Annotated in this window: 21 protein-coding genes; 14 read left to right on the top strand and 7 right to left on the bottom strand. The window is 64.1% G+C overall.

The genetic code is table 11. The features are described 5' to 3' along the window. Nucleotides 1-157 precede the first annotated feature (157 nt). Complete coding sequence (locus tag QH195_RS05990) at nt 158-1,264, bottom strand: winged helix DNA-binding domain-containing protein (protein WP_280434615.1); 1,107 nt, start codon at nt 1,262-1,264, stop codon at nt 158-160. 11 nt (nt 1,265-1,275) lie between these two features. Here QH195_RS05990 and QH195_RS05985 point away from each other — a divergent pair, with 11 nt between their 5' ends. The 3 genes from QH195_RS05985 to QH195_RS05975 all read left to right on the top strand — a co-directional run bounded on the left by QH195_RS05985 (nt 1,276) and on the right by QH195_RS05975 (nt 2,893). Beyond that, nucleotides 1,276-1,530: a hypothetical protein gene (locus QH195_RS05985; protein WP_280434614.1), complete on the top strand. Its 255-nt coding sequence runs from the start codon at nt 1,276-1,278 to the stop codon at nt 1,528-1,530. Between the two features lie 53 nt (nt 1,531-1,583). Further along, nucleotides 1,584-2,489: a hypothetical protein gene (locus QH195_RS05980; RefSeq protein ID WP_280434613.1), complete on the top strand. Its 906-nt coding sequence runs from the start codon at nt 1,584-1,586 to the stop codon at nt 2,487-2,489. Between the two features lie 107 nt (nt 2,490-2,596). Next, a complete protein-coding gene (locus QH195_RS05975; protein WP_280434612.1) occupies nt 2,597-2,893 on the top strand; it encodes a helix-turn-helix domain-containing protein in 297 nt (98 codons plus the stop codon). Nucleotides 2,894-3,185: 292 nt separating this feature from the next. On the opposite strand, the gene QH195_RS05970 is transcribed toward QH195_RS05975, so the two are convergent. The 3 genes from QH195_RS05970 to QH195_RS05960 form a co-directional block, all read right to left on the bottom strand. After that, complete coding sequence (locus tag QH195_RS05970; protein WP_280434611.1) at nt 3,186-3,488, bottom strand: hypothetical protein; 303 nt, start codon at nt 3,486-3,488, stop codon at nt 3,186-3,188. Further along, entirely contained in the window at nt 3,485-3,664 is a 180-nt protein-coding gene (locus tag QH195_RS05965; protein WP_280420151.1) for a hypothetical protein, read from the bottom strand. The genes QH195_RS05970 and QH195_RS05965 overlap by 4 nt, the downstream gene beginning before the upstream one ends. A gap of 289 nt (nt 3,665-3,953) precedes the next feature. Beyond that, the gene (locus tag QH195_RS05960) at nt 3,954-4,487 is read right to left on the bottom strand and encodes an NUDIX domain-containing protein (protein WP_280434610.1); all 534 of its coding nucleotides are present in this window, start codon (nt 4,485-4,487) and stop codon (nt 3,954-3,956) included. 232 nt (nt 4,488-4,719) lie between these two features. Here QH195_RS05960 and QH195_RS05955 point away from each other — a divergent pair, with 232 nt between their 5' ends. The 4 genes from QH195_RS05955 (at nt 4,720) to QH195_RS05940 (ending at nt 7,708) form a co-directional block, all read left to right on the top strand. Next, nucleotides 4,720-5,841: a hypothetical protein gene (locus QH195_RS05955; protein ID WP_280434609.1), complete on the top strand. Its 1,122-nt coding sequence runs from the start codon at nt 4,720-4,722 to the stop codon at nt 5,839-5,841. 15 nt (nt 5,842-5,856) lie between these two features. Beyond that, nucleotides 5,857-6,567 carry a hypothetical protein gene (locus tag QH195_RS05950; protein ID WP_280434608.1) on the top strand — a complete coding sequence of 237 codons (711 nt, stop codon included), beginning with the start codon at nt 5,857-5,859 and terminating at the stop codon, nt 6,565-6,567. Nucleotides 6,568-6,602: 35 nt separating this feature from the next. Next, nucleotides 6,603-7,100 carry a hypothetical protein gene (locus tag QH195_RS05945; RefSeq protein WP_280434607.1) on the top strand — a complete coding sequence of 166 codons (498 nt, stop codon included), beginning with the start codon at nt 6,603-6,605 and terminating at the stop codon, nt 7,098-7,100. 137 nt (nt 7,101-7,237) lie between these two features. Further along, nucleotides 7,238-7,708 carry a hypothetical protein gene (locus QH195_RS05940; protein WP_280434606.1) on the top strand — a complete coding sequence of 157 codons (471 nt, stop codon included), beginning with the start codon at nt 7,238-7,240 and terminating at the stop codon, nt 7,706-7,708. 163 nt (nt 7,709-7,871) lie between these two features. On the opposite strand, the gene QH195_RS05935 is transcribed toward QH195_RS05940, so the two are convergent. After that, complete coding sequence (locus QH195_RS05935; protein WP_280434605.1) at nt 7,872-8,756, bottom strand: TIGR04222 domain-containing membrane protein; 885 nt, start codon at nt 8,754-8,756, stop codon at nt 7,872-7,874. A 353-nt stretch (nt 8,757-9,109) separates the two neighbouring features. Here QH195_RS05935 and QH195_RS05930 point away from each other — a divergent pair, with 353 nt between their 5' ends. Next, nucleotides 9,110-10,873 (top strand): protein kinase domain-containing protein, encoded by a 1,764-nt coding sequence (locus tag QH195_RS05930; protein ID WP_280434604.1) that lies wholly within the window; start codon nt 9,110-9,112, stop codon nt 10,871-10,873. 1,243 nt (nt 10,874-12,116) lie between these two features. On the opposite strand, the gene QH195_RS05925 is transcribed toward QH195_RS05930, so the two are convergent. Continuing rightward, complete coding sequence (locus QH195_RS05925; RefSeq protein ID WP_280434603.1) at nt 12,117-12,533, bottom strand: hypothetical protein; 417 nt, start codon at nt 12,531-12,533, stop codon at nt 12,117-12,119. Then, the gene (locus QH195_RS05920; RefSeq protein ID WP_280434602.1) at nt 12,530-13,678 is read right to left on the bottom strand and encodes a DUF6973 domain-containing protein; all 1,149 of its coding nucleotides are present in this window, start codon (nt 13,676-13,678) and stop codon (nt 12,530-12,532) included. Before QH195_RS05920 ends, QH195_RS05925 begins: the two co-directional genes overlap by 4 nt. A gap of 520 nt (nt 13,679-14,198) precedes the next feature. Here QH195_RS05920 and QH195_RS05915 point away from each other — a divergent pair. The 6 genes from QH195_RS05915 (at nt 14,199) to QH195_RS05890 (ending at nt 19,412) form a co-directional block, all read left to right on the top strand. Continuing rightward, nucleotides 14,199-15,602, top strand: a complete 1,404-nt coding sequence (locus tag QH195_RS05915; RefSeq protein WP_348537344.1) for a helix-turn-helix domain-containing protein — start codon at nt 14,199-14,201, stop codon at nt 15,600-15,602. A 55-nt stretch (nt 15,603-15,657) separates the two neighbouring features. Beyond that, nucleotides 15,658-16,143: a GNAT family N-acetyltransferase gene (locus tag QH195_RS05910; protein WP_280434601.1), complete on the top strand. Its 486-nt coding sequence runs from the start codon at nt 15,658-15,660 to the stop codon at nt 16,141-16,143. 329 nt (nt 16,144-16,472) lie between these two features. After that, the gene (locus QH195_RS35045; protein ID WP_348536804.1) at nt 16,473-17,186 is read left to right on the top strand and encodes an SAV_915 family protein; all 714 of its coding nucleotides are present in this window, start codon (nt 16,473-16,475) and stop codon (nt 17,184-17,186) included. Continuing rightward, the gene (locus QH195_RS05900; protein WP_280434599.1) at nt 17,183-17,473 is read left to right on the top strand and encodes a hypothetical protein; all 291 of its coding nucleotides are present in this window, start codon (nt 17,183-17,185) and stop codon (nt 17,471-17,473) included. Before QH195_RS35045 ends, QH195_RS05900 begins: the two co-directional genes overlap by 4 nt. Nucleotides 17,474-17,476: 3 nt before the next feature. Next, a complete protein-coding gene (locus tag QH195_RS05895; RefSeq protein WP_280434598.1) occupies nt 17,477-18,565 on the top strand; it encodes a hypothetical protein in 1,089 nt (362 codons plus the stop codon). A gap of 4 nt (nt 18,566-18,569) precedes the next feature. Then, nucleotides 18,570-19,412 (top strand): hypothetical protein, encoded by an 843-nt coding sequence (locus QH195_RS05890; protein WP_280434597.1) that lies wholly within the window; start codon nt 18,570-18,572, stop codon nt 19,410-19,412. The last annotated feature ends 258 nt before the right edge of the window (nt 19,413-19,670 follow it).

Here is a 19,670-nt window from a genome sequence, read left to right as displayed (position 1 = left end):
GGGGCCGCGGGGTCAGCCCTTGACCGGGTAGGTGGCGTCGTGCCGTTCGGTGAACGAAGGGTCCGCCGATTCGGGCGTGCGGCCGGCCACCACCCCGCGGTCCTACAGCAGCGCCCGATACACACCGACCACGGTCGCGGATTTCAAGCGCGGAACACTAGGCCGCCCGCGCACGCACCGAGCCCAGCCCTGCCGCACGGGATACGCGGTCGGTTGCGGCGTCGAGCTTCTTCGGCAGCGGCGCACCGTCGAACATGCTGACGACCACCTCGTCGCCCTTCAATTCCCAGGTGCCCGCGATCCGGCCGTCCACCACGACGATCGGTGCGATCCAGCCCGCGGTCCGGCTGACCAGCGCGCGGTGCGCCTTCGGCAGCAGTTCGGTGTCGCCGGTGCCCGGGCCCAGCACGTACTGGTCGAAGGGGCCGAGCAGGTGCACCGAGGTAGCCGGTTCGGTGGCGGCGAGCTCGTCGGCGTGTTCGGTGAGTACGTAACCGGTGCGTCCCTCGACCTCCACCGGCGTGAGCGCGTCGCCCAGCTCGGCGAACCAGCCGCGCACGGTGGTCTTGCGCAGACTGTTGCGGCTCAGCCAGGCGTCGAAGATCTCCGGCGTCGCGGGACCGTAGGCGCCGAGATACGCGGTGATGGCGGCCGGAGCTGCGACGTCCGGTTCGGCCGGTCCCGGCCAATCGGGGATCAGCCGTGCGGGACTGGTGAAGGTCACCTTGTTGCCGCGCGGCGGCCCGTGGCAGATCGCACCCTGCCAGGCCAGCGGCTTGAGCAGCGTGCCCCAGCCCGAGCGCAGTTCCTTGCCCAGTTTGTGAAACGCCTTGTCGGCGAGCAGTGCCTCCACCAATTCCTCGCGGGTGAGTTCGGCGTCGCCGAGTATCCCGCCCACCGCCTCGGTCAATGCGGCCACCTCCGCGGGCGTGGCGCCGAAAGTGCGCTGCCACGAAGGCTTTTCCCAGGTACGGGCGGACGCTATGAGCGGGAGCACGGCGGCGGCACCCGCAGGTGTCATGGCGTGCAGGGTGCCGCGCATGGCCCAGGTCTTGATCAGCGTGCGGTTCGACAGCGCGCTCACCACGGCACCGTCCTCGGGCGCGACGCTGCGCAGCGCGACCGCAGTTTCCGCCGCGGAGGTGACCTGCGCTTGCACACCGCACAGGCGTCCGACGAGATCAGGCACGCTCGACGCGATGGGGGACGCGACGAATTGGCGGGCGAGCCGCCAGCCGAATATCTGTTCCCACGTGACGCGCACCCGATCCTCCTGTGTCGAACGTCGATCGTGCTCCGGCACGCTACACCGGCGGTCCGACACTCGGACCCGACGCCACCGCACCGCTCACCGTCCCCGTCTCACGCACCCACGCCGAAAACGGCAAGAAACAGCAGAGCAATCCGGTGTGGCTCACGGCCTCTGTGATGGCCGGCCTTTCGTGCCTGGATGCCGGGCGGCTACCGATGCCGGACGACGTTCCGCCTTCCGAGCTCCGGGAGCGCAAGTTATCGACTTGGATAATCTGAGTGGTGGCTTGCCTGGTCAGGGCTCGGGGGACAAGTTATGCAAGGAGGTCCCGGTGGATCGATCACTGCTCGCGCGAGCAGCTCGCTCGAGCCTGCTCGGCGTGTTGGTGCCGTTGCTGCTGGTCGGTGCGGCCGTGATCTGGCTGCTGACCTTCACGAGGATCATGATCAACGAGCTCGGCTGGGCTGTTTTGAGCCCACTGGAATGGATCGCGGAGGTCAGCAGGACAGCACCTGACGACAAGCAGTGGATGGGCGTGCTGTTCGGAGTCGTGACCTGGCTGTTGATGTCCACGTTCCTGGTGGTGGTCCCGGCCGTGGTCCTGGTCGTGGCGACGCTGCGGATCGTACGTCGGGTGCGTCGCGGGAACGCGCTGCGCCGCTTCGATCCGGATGCCGCACCTGACCTGGTCTTCGTCCGGGCAGAGGGGAGCTGGATGGCTTCGCGCGTTGCCGGGAACCCGCTGCGGGTCGCGGTGCCCGGGGTGCTCGAGCAGCTCGCCCCCGACAGCGCTCTGGCCGCCGCGCTCGCCGGCGAGACCCGCGTCGTCCTCCTCGGCGACCGCGCGACGGTGCCGACCCTCATCTCCGCCCGCCTGGACGGGTATCTCCTGGACCGCAGTTCGCGGTCCAGCGCGGTCATCGTGGTCGACCGGGCGAACAACCGGTGCTGGCTCATGGGTCGCGTCGTGCCGCAGTTCGTGCTCGTTGCCGACCCGTCCGGGCCGCGGACCTTCCGTTCCCGCGCTGCGGGAGCGACCTCGCTCGCAACGGGCGGCGGGATCGCCCTGGTCTGGGCCGACGATGCCGGAGGTTGGGAGGGGTCCGACGGCGGCTGGGGGGACGGCGGCTCCGACGGTGGCTCCGACGGCGGCTCGGCCGGTGGAGGCGACAGCGGAGGGGGTGGCGGCGGCGACGGAGGTGACGGCGGGGGCGGCGGCGGAGGCGGCGGAGAATGAGCGAGGTCGTGGTCGATCTCGATGCCGCGCCGGCACTGCAGGAGCGTGCGCTGCTCCCGCAGCGGACAGAGGAGGAAAGGCGATGAGTAGCTTCTCCAAATGGGATCGTGAAGGCTATCGCCGCCAGGTGGGCGAAGAGGAGGCCGCGCGTCGTCGTCGGTCGATCATGGCCGAGCATTTGGGGTTACCAGCTTGCCGAGGAGCGGAAGCGGCTGGGGTTCACGCAGGCGGGTTTGGCCGAGATCATGGGAGTCAGCCCGGGGCGGGTGTCGCAGATCGAGCATGGTGAGGTCGCGACGGTCGAAGCTCTCGCCGCGTATGTTTCCGCGTTGGGCGGGAAGCTGGAGCTGCCGGCGGACATCGGTGGACATCTGCTGAAGATGCCGACCGACCCCGCTGCGTGAGGGCCTGCCGCCGTCAGCGTGCTGCACCGTCGCATTACGGCGTTCGAGCCGGGACTGGAGTGGTTCTTGCTCCGGGTTTCTTTCGAAAGCCGGAATAGCAAGTTCCCGAATCCCGCTTTCCGGAGTTTCCAGGTTCCGGCAGGGTGGTCGCGGAGCATCGTGGCGTCGGCAACCTGGGTGCTGCTGCCGGTGGCCCGTTCACGACGCGACGATTAGGGCCACCAGATCGTCGCCGCGATCACCAGCAGAGGCAGTCCGATCGCGATCGCGAAACCGGCTGTTACCAGTGCGCTCATGGTGTCACCTGCCGGGGTGTCCAGCGGGCGAAGCTGAGGCGGGGTAGTACGGTCTCGACGTCGGCGATGTCCAGGACCTCGTTGAGTTCGAGGGGGCTCAGGTGGCCGGGTGCAGGCAGGATCAGCAGGTCGGCCTCAGCGTTGCGTACCTGATCGACCACCCGAAGCGCCGATCGTTCGCAGGGCCAAACGAGTCGGTAGCCGAGTTGGTCGGCGAGGCGGCGTATCCGGTCGCGGTCGGATTCTGGGGTGCGGCTGATGTCGTAGTCGATCCAGCCGAACGCGATCGAGTGGCTCATCGCGCGATATCGGCGGCGGCCGCGGTTTCCGGGATATCGAGTGTGGCCCGGAGGCCTGTCGCCACTCGTTCCAGCACGGCTGTCTCGACGGTGTATTGGTCGCGCCACATCCGGATGGCCGCTTCGATTGCCTGGTTTCGCGCGGGACGCTTGGGCAAAGTTGGTCGTTCGCGCACGGTTCCTCCTCATCAGGTTTGATGGCAGGCACCCGGCGCCAGGGAGTGTGACGCGGTCGGCAACTCCTAATGTGCTGTCCACCGGGTGATTCGACTCGGCGTCGGGGCCGAATCAAGCCTTATCGACCGAGGCGGGCCGTCCCAGGTACAGCAGTGATAGGAAACTGGTACCTTTCCGCTAGGTGCGGGGCAGAGGGCGATCGGACCGAGACTGGTGAGAAGCCCTGCGGGGGTGAAGGAATCGATCGATTGAGTGCTCAACCGTGGGCGAGGGAGCGGTATACCGGGCTCAGGTGAGTGTGAGAGCCCGATACACACCGACCACGGTCGCCGCGCCGACGATCTCTCCGCGATCGATCATCTCGACCGCCTCATCGAGTGGCGCCCAGCGGATTGCCTCGGCCTCGTTGATGTCCGGGCGGGTGTCTGTGAGCTCGGCACCCCGGGCCAAGTAGATCTCCTGGGGATGATCCAAGGTTCCGATCGCAGGCTGATACGTCACGAGGTGTTCCATCGTGCGCGGACGCCAGCCGGTTTCCTCTTCGACCTCGCGGGCCGCCGCGGCGGCGACATCTTCGGCGTGGTCGACGTACCCTCCCGGTAGCTCCCACACCCACTGGTCGATGATCCACCGGTACCGGTACATCAGCAGCACTTCGCGGTTGTCGTTGAGCACCAGCGTCATCGCACACCGCGGCATCCGGGCAATGTACTGGGTGAACTCCACCCCGTCCGGGAGACGAATGTCTGCCGTCGACAGCCGGATGTGCCGGTTTTCGTCGACCAGCTGCTCACCGAGGATCGTCCATCGGGTATCGCTCACCTCCTCGACGGTAGCGGAACCGGTCCGGAGGCGGATGTGTACGGACACCGTCAGAATAACTGCGGGTTCATCGACCCGGCGGACACGGTTCGGCGCGAGAGCGGCAGGCTTCCGCCGGATTGCGCTGGACGCGTCCCCGTGTACTCTCCTCGGTAGGGAGGTGGGAGGCAGTGTTTCTGTGCAGCAATATGTTTTCCGGTAATCCTGGATGTCGGAAAGCGGTGAGGATCGGGTGACCAGCGTATCGGTCGACCTGGCGAGCCTCACTGGATTCAAACTGGATTTGCAAGATCTCAAGAGTGTGCATTCGTTGAACAGCGCCCGCCTGTTGGCGGCAGTCACGCTGCCTTCGGAGTCCGCTGGGCTGATAGCGACCCTTGTGCCGGGGTTCGGCAAGCTCAACAGCGAACTCACTACGGCGCAGCAGACGTGTTCGATCGTGCTCGACGGTTTCGGGAACGCTCTTTCGACGACCGCGGCCCAGTATCAATCCACCGACTCCGCCACTGCGGTGGCGCTGGTCGCGGCCTCCGATGGTGGACGCGGCGATGAGAAAGCCGCCGTGGCCGGTCCAGGGGTTGCGCGGTTCGGCGGACTGCAGCTGCCGAGCCTGCCTGACGTTCCGGAGAACCAGTACACCCTTCGACAGGCAGTCACTTCGGCCCTCGACCTGATATCCATCTACGACGACCGGTTCAACGAGGCGATCGGCGTCAAACCCGCTGCGGACTTCCTTATGCCGCTGGTCGGGGATTGGGAGGCACTGCAAGCGATCGGTAGGCGGATCGGTTTGGTCGGCATCAATGACTTCGTCGCGTCGCAGAATCTCGCCGGAGGCACCCGCTGGTTGCAATCCGGCTGGTCCGGCGATGCCGCACAGGCATTCGGGGTGAGTACCGGTGGACTCGGCGACACACTGAACGGCCGAAGCCTCGACCTCGAGGCCGTATCGAAGATCGTCGAAAACGGCGGAATGTACCTGGAGCGATCGGTCTACAACCAGGCGGCCGAGCTGTGCTCCGAGATTCTGCGGCCGATGACCTTCCTCGGTTCCACTTTTCCGCTGGGCGGGTGGGCACCGTATGTCAACCGGCCGATCCGGGAATCGGTCAAAACCGAGATAGCGGCGGCCCTCGAGGCCATGCAGACCTCGGCGCGGTCTCGACAGGATTCGATCCAGTCGATGATAGATCGGATGAACCGATCGCTGGACTATTCGCCGGGGCGCCCGATCCCTGCCTTCCATTCACAGGATTTCGATATTCCCGAGAAAGTGGTCGTCGACGTGGGTGTCCGGAAGTACGGCTACGGCGACAATCTGTGGTGGGAGGACCGTGTTGACTCTGTTGTGTGATCCGACGGGTGAAAGATGACGCGCGAGATTCCGCCGATGCCCGCGTATCCGCCGACCGATGCGGGGCAAGGGGCGCACGGTTCGCAGCCGTGGTACAGCCGGGGCGACGACGTCAAGTTCATGGATACGATCATCGTGGCGATTGCAGGGGCGGACGCCGCGGGGCTTCCTAACGCCGGGGATCACCTCGATCACTACATGCAGAACACCGGCGAGGACCTCCAATTGGATCCCGACCGGATCATGAACGACGAACCCGGGTTGAAACTGCACTTCGACGCAATCGTCACGAAGGCTGTTCGGGAGATCGCGGCCAGGCTCGGCACGGTCAGCACTTCGGACAGCATCACGGCCGAATTCCAATCCGCGTGGGAGGACTACACCTTCGCCGGCCGCGACTGGTGGTTGGCCATCGGTTCGGTGGAAGCGTCGGCCTGCGGTGTGGTCACCGTCTACGCGGCAAGCGGGTCGGAACCACAACAACGAATTGTTCTCGACTACCAGTGTCACCTTTTCGACCGGTACAACTGGGACGGCACCAAAGAAACCGAGATCGCCGGAATGACCTGGACTGATCGTGAGTTGGGGGCCTTGCACACCGCGGGTCTGGCGAAGGAATTCAATATGATCGGTTCGTCTACCGTCAAACATTTCGAGGGGCCCATACCGACGGCCGAAACGCTGGTCCTGCCGCCACCATCCGGGACCGGGACTCCGCCGCGATGATGTCGCCGCCGCACTCCTCTGGAAAGGAACGTTCGATGCGAGGTCGGTGGATGTGGCCGGCCGTCGCCCTGGGCATACTCGCGGCCGTCACTCTCGGCATCTACGGCTGTGCGCGGGTTGTCGACCGTTCGATAGAGCAGGCGATGATCCCGGATATCGAGGCATCGACCAGTCCGGCTCTGCTGGCGGAGGCGACCGAGTACGGAGGGTGGATACTGCCGGCGAACAGCAAGGTGCTGCTGGTCGAGCGCAGGAACGACCGCGACCGCCGGTATCGGATCGCGGTCGAGCTTTCGCCGGCCGACCTCGTCTGGATGCTGGAGCAATCGCGATTCCCGGTGACATTCGCGAAGGAGTATCCACCGTTCCTACAGCAACCGATCGCCGGGCCGTCGCTGGAATCGTCCCCGAATGTTGTCCGGGCTCAGGAATGGTTCACTTCCCCGGCGGGCACGGTGATGATGCGCGATATCACTGTCGACGAGCGGGATGTGAATACGCGCATCGTGCATATCGATTTCCGCGGCGTCTGATTCTGCCGAAGCCGGAACAATTGATCTCTTGAAGAAGTTCGCCGATGAGACAAACGAACAGAGCGGGCGAAAGGCAACCTCGCGATCGCTGAGCTGCGCGACCGGATGCGCCTGCTGGTCAATGCACAGGAGTGAAAATGCGGGTCGCTGTGACCGGGCACATGAACATCACTGAGGAAACTGCGGTGCTGGTGCGTGAAGAGATCGCTCGGCGTCTGGCCGAGGTTTCCGATTTGGTGGGCGTGAGCTGTATTGCCCGGGGAGCCGATTCGGTATTCGCGCAAGCGGTGCTCGAGGCCGGTGGTCGGCTCGAAGTGGTGCTGCCCGCTCGGAACTACCGCGAAACCAAGGTGAAACCCGATCATGCGCCCGTGTTCGATGAGCTGGTGGCGCGTGCGTCCGAGGTCCAGGTGATGGATTTCGAGGAGGCAGGCCGGGAGGCGTATGAAGCGGCGAACGAGGCGCTCCTCGGGTCGGCTGACCGGTTGGTCGCGGTATGGGATGGGGATGGCGGCGAGGCCGGGGGAACCGGCAGCGTGGTGAAGTTGGCGCGGGAGCATGGGTTGGCTGTGGACGTGGTGTGGCCCGAAGGCGCGGCGCGTTCCTGAGCTCTCATTAACCGGAACAATTTCCCCATGGGCCACAAGACCGGGGACACGTGGTGGCGGTACGGCGCGGCGAAGGAAACCCCCAGCGAGCTCCGACGACAGATGCTGCATCGCATCGGGAGTCGCGTCTCCGGCCTGCACTCGCGGCAGCCGCGAACCAGGACTATTCGCCGCCGTCACCGCCGTCCCCACCCTGGCCGTCCGAGCGGGAAGCACTATTCGAGGCTTTGACCTGCGCTGCCAGCCTCCGATCGAGTGTCCGCAATGCTGGGACTCCGAACACGGCAGCGGCCATGGCGGCTCCCTCCGGCCCGTACTGTTCATATGGCTCTGACCCCTCCGACCACCGCTGTTGTTGCGGTCGGAGGTGGCACAGTTCGCGTGTCGCGCGCTGCCGGGCCGCTGTGCCCAGCGATGTGAGAGTAACCCGCAGCCTTCGGCTCATAAACCGAGTGCCGTACAAGCTGAGGATCGGCACGAGTGGGTAGAGATTGTGGTAGACGCCGTCGTCGGGATAAGCGGCAACAACCATGACGGTGCCGAGCAGGGTCGCGACCCACAGCGGAATCAGCGCTCTGCGCGCTTTCCGCTGGGCACGGCCGTCGGCCAGATACCCGCGCTGTGTCAGCACTTCCTGGAGTTGGGTCAGCCGCCCATGCACCATCGACGTCAGCGTGCCGATGGTCTGCCCTGGCATGTGCAGGTAGTTGAACACCGCTCCGGTGAGCGGGTCGAACTGTGCGTGCTCCTCAACGCTGCACCGCCGCAAGGGCAATCCATCCGAGCCGATCAATGCTTTGGCGCGCAATAGTGTCACCGCGGCGAGTACGGCGCGCTCCTCACCGTACAAAAGTGCGATCTCGTACACGGTCAGCTGCCTGCTCGGCGGTTCGACAGCGGCAGGTGTCACCCGGCGCAGCAGCCAGAAGGTCAGCCCCACAGCGGATGCCGTCATCGGCAAAATGAGCCACAGGAACTCGTCGGCTGGGTTTCCTGCACCAAGGGCGTAGTGGCTCGGGACCGCTTCCGACAGTTCGACAGTAGGCACTCTCGACCTCCGAATCATCTTCCGTACGGCTCCTGCGGCCGTGTTCCCCACGCGCACAGGTCACTTCGTCACTCATGCCGGTTATCACCGGCAGACTTCCGAGTGTTATCGCACGAGCATCGAACGTGGCACGGTATCGTCGGCGGTCGGAGTCCGGTGCTTCTGTCCAGCACCACGCGGGTTGTCACGAATCCGGGGCGCGCAGATTTCGCACGGAGTGGAACCTCCCTCGGCTCCACCGCGCCCGGCGCCGGAGCGGCGCGGTCGTCTGCCACGTAGGTTATATTCGCTGACGTCACATAGGTATTCGGTCGGCGCGGGTACGCAAGACACCCGAAAACTCAGGAGCCGAGGTGGTTTTGCATTCGGGGGATGAGTTCGGCGGGTTCGTCATCGATCGACCTCTCGGGTCCGGTGGGATGGGCGTGGTGTATCTCGCTCGCCATCCGCGGCTGGAACGTCATGTGGCGCTGAAAGTGCTCAACGATGCCTTGGCCACCGATCCGAAAGCGCGTATCGCCTTCGAGCGGGAAGTTGCGCTGGCGGCACGCTTCGACCATCCCAATATCGTTGCCGTCTACGATCGCAGCGACCCCGGCGATCCTGATCTATGGCTGTCGATGCAGTACATCAGCGGCGGGGACGCCAACGCCCTGCTCGCGGCGTCCCCGGACGGTCTTGCCCCGGATCTGGCGGTGGAACTGATCGCCGACGCCGCGGACGCGTTGGACGCCGCCCACGCCGCAGGCGTCCTGCACCGCGATGTGAAACCGGCCAATCTGCTGATCGGGCCCGATCCACGCCGGCAGTGCCGGGCGGTACTCACCGATTTCGGCATCGCTCGTGCACTCGACGAATCGGTGACGGCGTCCACGCTGGCCGTCACGTTCGCCTACGCGGCACCCGAGCGATTTCTCGCTCAGCCCTCCGAGCGCCGCACCGATGTCTACTCCCTCGGCTGCACACTGCATCACCTGCTCACGGGGCAGCGACCGTTTCCCCGTGATACGCACGCCGCCGTGATGGCCGCCCACCTGAACGATCCGCCGCCGCGTCCCAGTGTCTTACGTACGGAACTGCCGGCGGCGCTCAATGTGGTCATCGCCACCGCGCTGGCCAAACGACCCGCCGACAGGTATCGCTCCTGTGGTGAACTTGCCGCAGCGGCCCGCGCGGCGCTCGCGGGCACGCCGTCGGTCGCGGCCGGCATCGTGGAACCCGAGCCGACAGCCGCAGACGCAGCACCGGTTTCAGCGCATCCTCACACTGCACCGCCTCCGTATCCACCCGACGCAACCACCGCACCTTCTCGCAGCTCTCCATCGGCCTCCGGTTTACCGAGCCCCAGGCGGAATCCGGAGACGAGTTCACACAGCCGGAGGGCCGGGGCGGCCGGTCGGCGGAAAGTCGCCTCGGGCGCCGCGGTGATCTTCGCGGTGGTGACGATGGTGGTCGCTGCGGCGATTTATCTTCCCGGCCTCATACACAGCGATGGTGACTCCACTGCGCAGCAACCACCTCCGCAGCCGACCACTGCTCAACCGACACAGATTCCACCTGGCTTCGTGCCGCCGCCTGTACGCCCGACTCCGTTACCCGATCCGGTGTATTGCCGGTACAAACCGGATGGCAAGGCACCACGGGTGAAACGCCCGGACGATGGCCCGGTTTCTTCCAAAGGCACCGTCCGGGCGACGATCAACACCAATGCGGGAGCGATCCCGCTACTTCTCGACCGATCACTGGCGCCCTGCACGGTCAACAGTTTCATCAGCCTGGCCGAGCAGGGCGAGTTCGACCGAGTCCGCTGCGCTGGAGGGCGCGTGGAGTGGATTTCGTGCGGCGACAGTGAAAGCCCTGGTTACGATCTGGATTCCGAGGCGTTCATCGAGTTGCAGTACCGTCGCGGCTATCTGGTGATGAGTAACCTTTCCTTCTTCGGCGGTACTTTCGACTTGTTCTTCGCCGACGGACAACTCAATCCGGAATACACGGTGTTCGGCACAATCTCCGACGAGGGGATGAAGATCATCGACAGTCTCATACCTCCGGACTACGACGGCGAAAGCGAACGACTGAGCCACCTCGTCTTCAACAGCATCGATATTCTGGGCTGACTGCGCAACCGCTTCCTCCAGAGCGTGTACTCGGCGTGGCGCCGCGTGTGCGCCTCCCCGGCCTGTCCCGATGAATGCGACCGCTGACGACATTGCCCGCGGGACCGAGCCGATCGATATTTTCACCGCGGCTACCGACGGCTCGCTCACCTGCGGACTCGTCGAGATACTGACCCGGCTCCCGTTCAGCGTCAAAGTGTCTCTGTGGTATCGATCGGACGGTCCGACCAGTGCAGACCGCGTGGAACACCCGCTACGCCATCACCACACGATGCTGCACCCACTCGGTCCCGTCCAGGAGTCGTGCATCATCGCCGACAGCATCGTATGGTCTACCACCCGGCCGACCCTGGGCACTACATGGGCACGCTGCTGCGCACCGAGCACACCGCGTTCGCGGCCACGGTACGACGGCAGTTACTACGCCGAACCCTCAACGACGCGCCGGGCACCGGCGAGCACGGCCTACGGTGCGGGTGCGGACGAATCCGCGTGCGAACCGAAGTTCGTGGTGGTCCGCGCCAAGGCGTGTGAAGCGTGTGCCGAGACTGACCCTCTGATCCGGAAGTGGCGCGGTGGATCGAGCATCAGGGCCACCAGATCGTTGCCGCGATCACCAGCAGCGGTAGTCCGATCGCGATCGCGAAACCGACCACTACCAGGGCGCTCATGGTGTGTCCTGCGTGGCGGTCCAGCGTGGGAAGCTGAGACGCGGTAGCACGGTTTCCACGTCGCAGATGTCCAGTACGGCGTCGAGTTCGTGCGGGCCGAGGTGGTCGTTCGCGCACAGTGCCTCCTGGGTGGGATGTCTTGGCGTGCACCCGGCGCCGGGGATTTCCGCGATCGGCGGCCTCGTAATGTGCGGGCCGTCAACGCGGTTCGACCCGGCGCCGGGGCTGGATCAAGCGTCATCGACCGGCCTTCGCGGTCCCAGGGACAGCAGTAATAGGAAACTGCTACGCTTCCGCTCGGTATGCCGGTGCACAGCAGTGCGCCGACCAACAATTGAATGCCGCGTTGCTCCTGGCCGAGAGACAGGAACCAAGCCCGCCGAGTTGGCAGAGTCGCTGGTGCGGCATCTCGACGCCGCTCACGTCGATATCGTCGAGTCCTTGATGCCTTCGGGGCAGGGGTTCGTCACCGTCACCGATGCCGATCTGGTCGCACGACCCTGATCGGTAAGGAATTTCGAGGAAGGCCAGGCCGGCACCCACCGGCCGGCCGATTGTGTCGTAGCCCGCTCCTACTCGGACATCTGGAGCAGTGCGGGGTATCCGTCTGCGGTGATCCGGACACTGCTGGAGTATTCACCGGGCTGGAGCAGGTCGGGGGTGATGTAGGTTGCCCGCGAGATCTGACCGTTTTTCAGGAAGACGAGAATGTTCCCTCGTTGCATGAACGTCTCGTCCATGTCGATCTTCCCTCCGACTTCGCTCTCGAGGTAGTCGCGGGAGACCGGTTGGTGCGACACATAAACCGAGTCCCAGTTGCCGCCGGTCAGCTCGTGCAGGCTGACCGATCCGCCGTTCTGGCGCAGTTCGGCCAGTTCGGCCGAAAGTGCCTGGTCTTCCTCCAAAGCAACCCCTCTATCATCTGAACATGCGGTCAGCGCAACAGCGGCGCACACCAACAACGCGAGCAGGACCTTCCTAGCTGTCATAGGTGCCGTAACTTTCGCCGTCGCTTCCCGGGTTGTATCCGCCCGAGGTGAACTCCGTATCGGTCGGTGGAGGTTTGGTGCCGCCCGTTGCCGGTGGCCCGTCGGCGCGTCCGGTCTCGCCGATGGCGACCTGGTCGCTCGGTGTCAGCATGCCGTCCGGCCCGACGACGACCATATCGCCCCGGAGAACCGCTTCCTTGACGTAGGTCGCCAGTTCTTCCGGGCTTCGCATCGGGGTGCTCGGCGGCAATTCTTTTCCCCACCGCGTTGTTGTGGAGGTCCATCGCTTCGGCGGATGCCGAGTTCGTGTCCACACCTTCGTGAGCGTTCGTGTACTCCTGCGCGAACTCCGGCCCGAACCGGTTCGCCAGCATGGCGTTCCAGTAGGCGTGCCGGAACGCGTCCGAATGGCCATCGGTGATCCCGGCCCTGTCGAATACGTTCTCGGATTCATGGATAGCGGTCTTGTAGATGCCGTAGGCGTCGCGGGCTCCCAGGAGCCCTAGATCGTCCAGAAGACGCGCTTCTTCGGCTGTCATCTTCTGGCTGCCGAAACCCCAATTGAGCGGCGGCTTGGGCCAGGTGGTCATGCCATCGGGGTCCACTGGGACGTTGAACCGGGCGAGCAGGTCATCGTGGAAGAGCTTCGCGAGTGCTTGTCGTCGATTATTGGTCGACTGCTCGTCGATGAAGTTTCCGGATCCGAGCAGGTCACCCGCCGCGCGTATCAGGCCCGCCTGGTTCAGGAGGTCGATCCGAAGCTGGGAGACCTCCTGGGTCAGCGCATCGTATGCGATCCGTATCGCATCTTGATGGGGCTTGACCTGTGCCTCGTCGGTTCCGTGCACGGTCCAGTCGTCGTCGACGCGGAGACCCGCTTCTACTGCGTCGTCGGCCTTGCCGCGGAGTACGCCGCGAAGAGAAGTCAGGTCGGTTGCCGCGTTCTTGATGATGCCGGGCACGTCGGAGATTTCGTAGTAGACGCGGCGGGATTGGTCGTGGTCTTCGGAGACGCGCTCGTACGCGGCGTTGAAGGCGGCTCCCTGCCAGTGGGTTCCGGCGTCGGTGAAGTAGTTCCGGGTGCTGTCGATGGCCTGTATCGCCTGCTCGTTGATGTTGTTCAGAGCGTCGGCCCAGTCGTTCATGGCTGTGAGGTCCCAGCGCTCCAGCTGGGATTTCGAAATCCTCATTCAGCTCTGCGCAGGCTTGAAGTCGAATTCGTTCATTCTGGCCGCGAACCCTTCATCGGTCATGCTCAAGTCGTTGGCGCACGCTCTCGTCGCTCCGGCGACAGCTCGCATCCGGTCGGCGATTCGTAGGTAGGCGCCTTCGGTCTTCTCGGCCAGTTCGGCGAACGACTGATCTATCTCGATCCCGGGCAGTGACGGGGCTCGGCCTGGTTCGGATGTCCAGATCGTCGACAGCCTTACCGTTCTGTTCGAGCTTCTGCGCGAGCTCGTTCAGCTTGTCTATGTCTGCCTGTAACAAGGTGCCTCTCTATGCCCTGCGGCAGTGCCGACTCAGAAACTGCGGCCTCGAGCGCACCGCCTTCGAGCCGGGATACAGCCTACCAAGGCTGCCCTGACCGAACGGCTGGCTGAATCAGGTCCCCGCGCCTTCCCGTAGCCGTCGACTTCGTAATGTGCTGGCCAGAACAGCGATACGATGGGAGGCCTGTGCGGCGAGGATCATCGGCCGGGATCCTCATCTCGAGGACAGCCGTACGGGGAGCCGATACGCTTCCGGCAGGAATGCATGGACAGGGGGCGTCGCATGATCGTGGAGGTTTGGACAAGGGTCGAGGTGCGGGCGCTGCGTGACGCGGCGTTGCGGATGACGCAGGAGCAGTTCGCCGAACAGATCGGGTGGTCTGTGGCGACCGTGCGAAAATGGGAACGTGCCACCGAATTGCGGCCGGTGCGCGGGCAACGTGCCGCCGACCTCGATAGTTGGCTCGCCAAGCTGAGCCCGGAGCAGATGCGTCGATTCGCTCTCGCCGTATCCGCTCCGCGGGCCGCAGCACCGCGACACTCGCCGTCTGGAGGCGTAGAGGATGAGGCAGACGTGAACCGCCGCGAATTCAGCAAGGCTGCCGCGCTCACCGTCGCGACGTTGCCGCAATGGAATCCGTCCCGCATCGGCATGGCGGATGTGGACCGCCTCAATGCCTTTACTTCCGAACTCGGTAGGTTGGACCAAATTGTCGGTGGTGCCAACCTCCTGCCCGCCGCTATCGACTCGTTGACAAAGGCCCAGGGTCTACTGCACAGCGGGATATTCGACGAGAAGACTGGCCGAGCGTGGATGTCGGCGGTGGGGGAGTTGGCGGTCAAAACGGGCTGGCTCGCGCATGATGCGGACCGGACCGATCTTGCTCGGCGTTGTTACGCCGATGCGCTGTCACTGGCGTCCGCGGCCGACGACGATGATCTGACCGTCCACGCGGCACTGAATGCCGCCCTGCAGACCATCCATTTGGCCCGGTCTGGTGCTGCCTCCCCGTCGTATGCCCATATGCTGCTTCAGCGCACTGGACATCTCGTGCGGCGGCGACCGCCGGGGCGGATTCATGCACTGATCGCCGCTCGGGAAGCAGCCGTCTGTGGTGTGGCCGGCGACCGCCATGGTGTTGCGCGCGCAATATCCACAGCCTGGCGTGAGATGGACTCCGCCGCCGAGTACGAGTCGGCCGATGAATGCGCGCCTTGGCTGCGGTTTGTCACACACGCCGAAGTACGTGGCCATGAGGCACGGGCATACGCTGACACCGGAAGCCACGGACGTGCATTGACTCTGTACGAGGTCGCGGCAGCGGAGCCGGCGGGTGTCCGCAATGCTGCGCTCGCCGTCGCCTGGTTCGCGGCTACGCTTGCCCACACCGGTGACATACCAGGCGCCATTGATGCGGCGCGGCCGGTCCTCGACGTCCTGGAGGAATCGGTTGCGTCCCCGCGGACCTTGCGGGTGCTGGAGCCGATCCGGCTCGCGATAGACACCGGTTCCGAGGGTGAAGAGTTTCAGGCGCGGTTCGACGCCCTCGCCACGACGAAAGGCCTGACAGTTGACTGAATTTCGTCGGCACGATCCTTCAGGCGCTCGTGAGATTCGCGACACCGTTCAGGATGTGTACGCGCGTGCCTACGCAGAATCCATCGCCAGTGGCGATCCGTTCGAGTCGCTGGAAGTGGCCATGCGCCGATTCGACGCCTACACGAACAGTGCCGGATTCGATCTGGTGGTGCTGTACTCCGATGGTGAGGCGATCGGGCAGGCGTGGGGGTGGCCGATCAACGATAATTCCCGCTGGTGGAACGGTCTGCGACTCGACAAAGACGAACCCGAATTCACGAAGGAGGACGGGACGCGGACGTTTGCGCTGTCAGAGATCATGGTCGTGCGTGAGCACACCGGCCGAGGTCACGCGCGAGCCCTGCACGACGAGTTGTTGGGTGGCCGGCGGGAACGGCGGGCGACGCTGCTGGTGGACCCGACAAACGAGAACGCTTACGCGCGATATCGGAAATGGGGCTGGTCCCGGATTGGTTCGCTGCGACCCAATTGGGAGGGCGCGCCGACGTTCGACGTTCTGATTCGCGCACTGCCGCTGTGATCGGAAGTGCATACTGCTCCACGGACATGAGAGAATCCCACGAGTTGCTGTGAATTGCGTACCGAACATGACTGACTAATCCTTGTCGGAATTGCGTGGTCGCTTGACCGGAAATTGCTCTGGCTCCGGAAGCCAGCACCGGAGTTCGTGGTGATGGCCGGTGTAGCGCAGGCCTTGGTGAATCTCCAGGCAGGCATCTTGACAACCGGCGGTGTGCCGGGCAGGGTATGCAACGGTCGAATAGAGCTATGAGGTAGGGGGATTCGGATTGAACATGAAATATCGCAATTCGTCTGTCTCAGCCTGTAGAAGATCTGTGAGGTGCCGTGATGCCTGTATCGCATCATGACCCATTCGCTGATGGCACTGATCATCCGAACAATCCGGGTAACCTGTATTCGTCGCTCAATCTCGGCGACGCGCCGGTTGCGCCGCCGCCCTCTCCAACTCCGGCCTCCCAGGAGCCTGCTGCCCATCGGCCGACGGAGGCCGGCTCCACGAGCCAAAGCGACCTCGGGCCTGTCACCGCGCCCGCAACCAGACTGTCTCCGGAGGAAGCATTCGCGCGACTCCGTCCCCCGAGCACCAGCTATTCAGCGGCGAGCTATGGCATGTCACCTTCGGCTACGTCAGATACGCCGGCTGCCGATCGGGAGAACCACGACGCTCATCGGGCGAACAACGAACCAGTCCTTGCCGGGCGGAGTGATGCCGCCGAGCCTGCCCAACCAAGTGGACGTCGAGACGATTCGGGTGCCACCTCGATTCCGAAGAACTTCCCGCCTGTTGTCTATCTGCCGACCATGACTCATGTGGACAGGGTCGAGGATGCGCGAATCATGCTGCGGCAGATGCGCGACGGTCGGGTGGCCTGCCTGGCGTACTCGGCGCTCGACCGACTCCTGACATGCTGCGGTGATGATCAGCCGTGGATGTGGACGCCCACGGTGGCACTTGATTCGGTGCAGCAGGACCAGCCATTCGATGTTCTGCTGCTCGATATCCATATTCCGGATGAACACCGGGGGAGTTTCCCATCATGACAGAGTTGTATATCGACCAGAACGCGCTGGCGACCATCGCGAACACGCTGGCGACGTCCAGTACGGAACTCGATGCGACCAACGAAAAGACACCGGACACCCTGGATGCCGGTGTTATCACACCGTCAGTACTCGCCCTCCTGTCGGTGATCATGGATGGTGCGGGACAGCTCGTCGTCGGCATGGCGGCCAGTGGCTCCGCGGTGACCGATGCCGCGAACAAATACAAGGAACAGGACGACACGACCGCCGATGACGTTCTCCGGAAAAGCTGGGATGCGAGCTGAGCCGTGACTATCGATACGAAGATCGAGGGGGATCCGGCAAGCATCCGTGCCAGCGCAGCGTGGCTGCGTGACACGCTCGGCAATCAACTCTCAACGGCTGTCAATGATCTCGACAAGGTCCGCGGCCTTGCAGAATCCGGCTGGGATGGGGAATCGGGAGACGCCTTCGTCACAAAGACACGCGAGGCGGCCACCAAAGCGAATACCTTTCTCACTGAAGTGCAGAAATATGCGACAGCGCTCGAGACCCTGGCAGGGCAGGTCCAGCAGGCGCAGCTCGATATGTCGACAGTCAGAACCCATGCCACCGAGGCTGGGTTGACCTTGACCGGCACCACAATCGAGAAGCCCTCCGATGACGACGCCACGAAGGTCGCCGCCTACAGCACAGTATCCGCGGAAGCCGAGAAGGTCCGGGACACCGAAGAATTCTGGGGCACCACCTGGAACAATATGGTCAACGACGTCAAAGACAAATGGTTCCTCGTCATCGGTGACATGATCAATGGTGCGGCTGGAGTGATGGCTACAAGACATGCATCGAAGCTTCTGCAGAGTGCATCGAGCGCTTCTTCGCTTGCGACCGCGTTGATGGACGACGCCAGGTTCGCGCCGGTCGGGTCGCCGCGTGAAGTTGTTTATCGCAACATGCATTTCGCGCGTGATTTTTCGGGCACAGCCACCGCTCTCAATGAGCAGGCATCAAATGCGAAGACCAAGTCCGCGAAGATTGGATTCAGGGTAGGCGGCGCGCTTGCGATTGCAGGTGTCGTTTACGACATCCACAACGGCAAACCTGTTGAGCAGGCAGTTGTATCGGGCGCGGCGGGCTTCGGTGCATCCGTTGCTGCGGGCGCTGCCACGGGAGCTATCCTCGGCAGCTTCTTTCCGGTGGTTGGTAACATTGGCGGTGCCGCAGTGGGCACAGTCGTCGGCGCCGGCGCTGGGCTTTTCACTTCTGGTGCTGTCGATGCTCTGTACCAGGATGGCCTCAGCGTAGGCAGCGCGATCAACGGAGGTATCGATGCGTTCGAGGCTACGGGCGATGCCATCGGTGGTGGGGTGTCGAAGGCGTGGAATGCGATCTTCTGACCGAATGATGAGTCCTGCCGCCTGGCGGACCTCGGGTCGCTATGTCGGAACAATACTGCTGTCGACCGTCTTGTTGGCCGGGTTTGCGGCCATGTGCTTCGTGCTGGCAATGGCCGGCTGGGGGAGCGCCGACAAGTTCGGCCATGCCGCCTCGAAATACGTGGCTCTACTGGGAATCTCGATGCTCGTCCTCGCGGTCACGGGAATCGCGGGGCTTGTCACGCGAACACGTAGCACCAGCAGGATCCGACTGGACTCGGTGGACGGCCTAGGCGCCACTGCCATTCCCGGCGCGATTCCAATCTTCGCTTTGAACCAATTGATGTGCTTCTGTTTCGCGGTGCTGCTGCTCGGAGCGAGTCTCGAAATCGCGGTATCGGGGCAGCCGATTCTCTGGATTCCTGCGCTCGCGTTGTTCTGTATGGGATTATTCTTCGCGTCGACACCGGGTCTCGCTCTGGCCGGTCGGATTCGCAGGGCGAGTCTCGTGCTCACGCCACAGGAGATCGTATACGAGGGCTGGAGTTCCCGGATGACTCTGCCGTGGTCGGATGTGACCGGTGTGCTTGCTTCGTCGATGGAGAACACCCCGTTGATATGCGTTATCGGCTGGGAGGGAGCTGTACGGAATCACCTGCGCACGCCATCCATCCGATTCGGAAGTAATTCGTATCGGTTCTGGAAACTGGAAGTTCAGGCGCCAGACGGAGCGGTCGTCCTCGAATGTCCTCGTCTCGCCGCCGATGCCCACCGGTTGTTCCGATTCCTGACCTATTACGCCCACACTACCGAGGCTCGGATGGAACTCGGAACTCCGGCGGCACTGAACCGCTGGGCCACCATTTAGCCGACCGTTCGAGGTCCGCGCGCAGGCTTTTTTCGGGTAACCCGCACTGGCTTCGCCGCCATGATGATGGCCGGTCTGAACGGTGTGTCCGGTCCGGCGCAGCACGATTGCCATGACCGGGACTATCTCGCTAAAGGTGTTTCCGGCGGTTTCTCTCAGTAGGTTCGGGCGTCGGGCCAGCGGTCGGCGAAGGTGATCGCGAACGCGTTGACCGCAGGCTTCCAGCGCATCATCCATCGTGCCCGACCGGCACCGGTC

This window comes from Nocardia carnea, from assembly GCF_029868855.1.
In the GTDB taxonomy this organism is placed as follows: Bacteria; Actinomycetota; Actinomycetes; order Mycobacteriales; family Mycobacteriaceae; genus Nocardia; species Nocardia carnea_A.
This window is presented reverse-complemented; position numbering and strand designations above follow the sequence as displayed.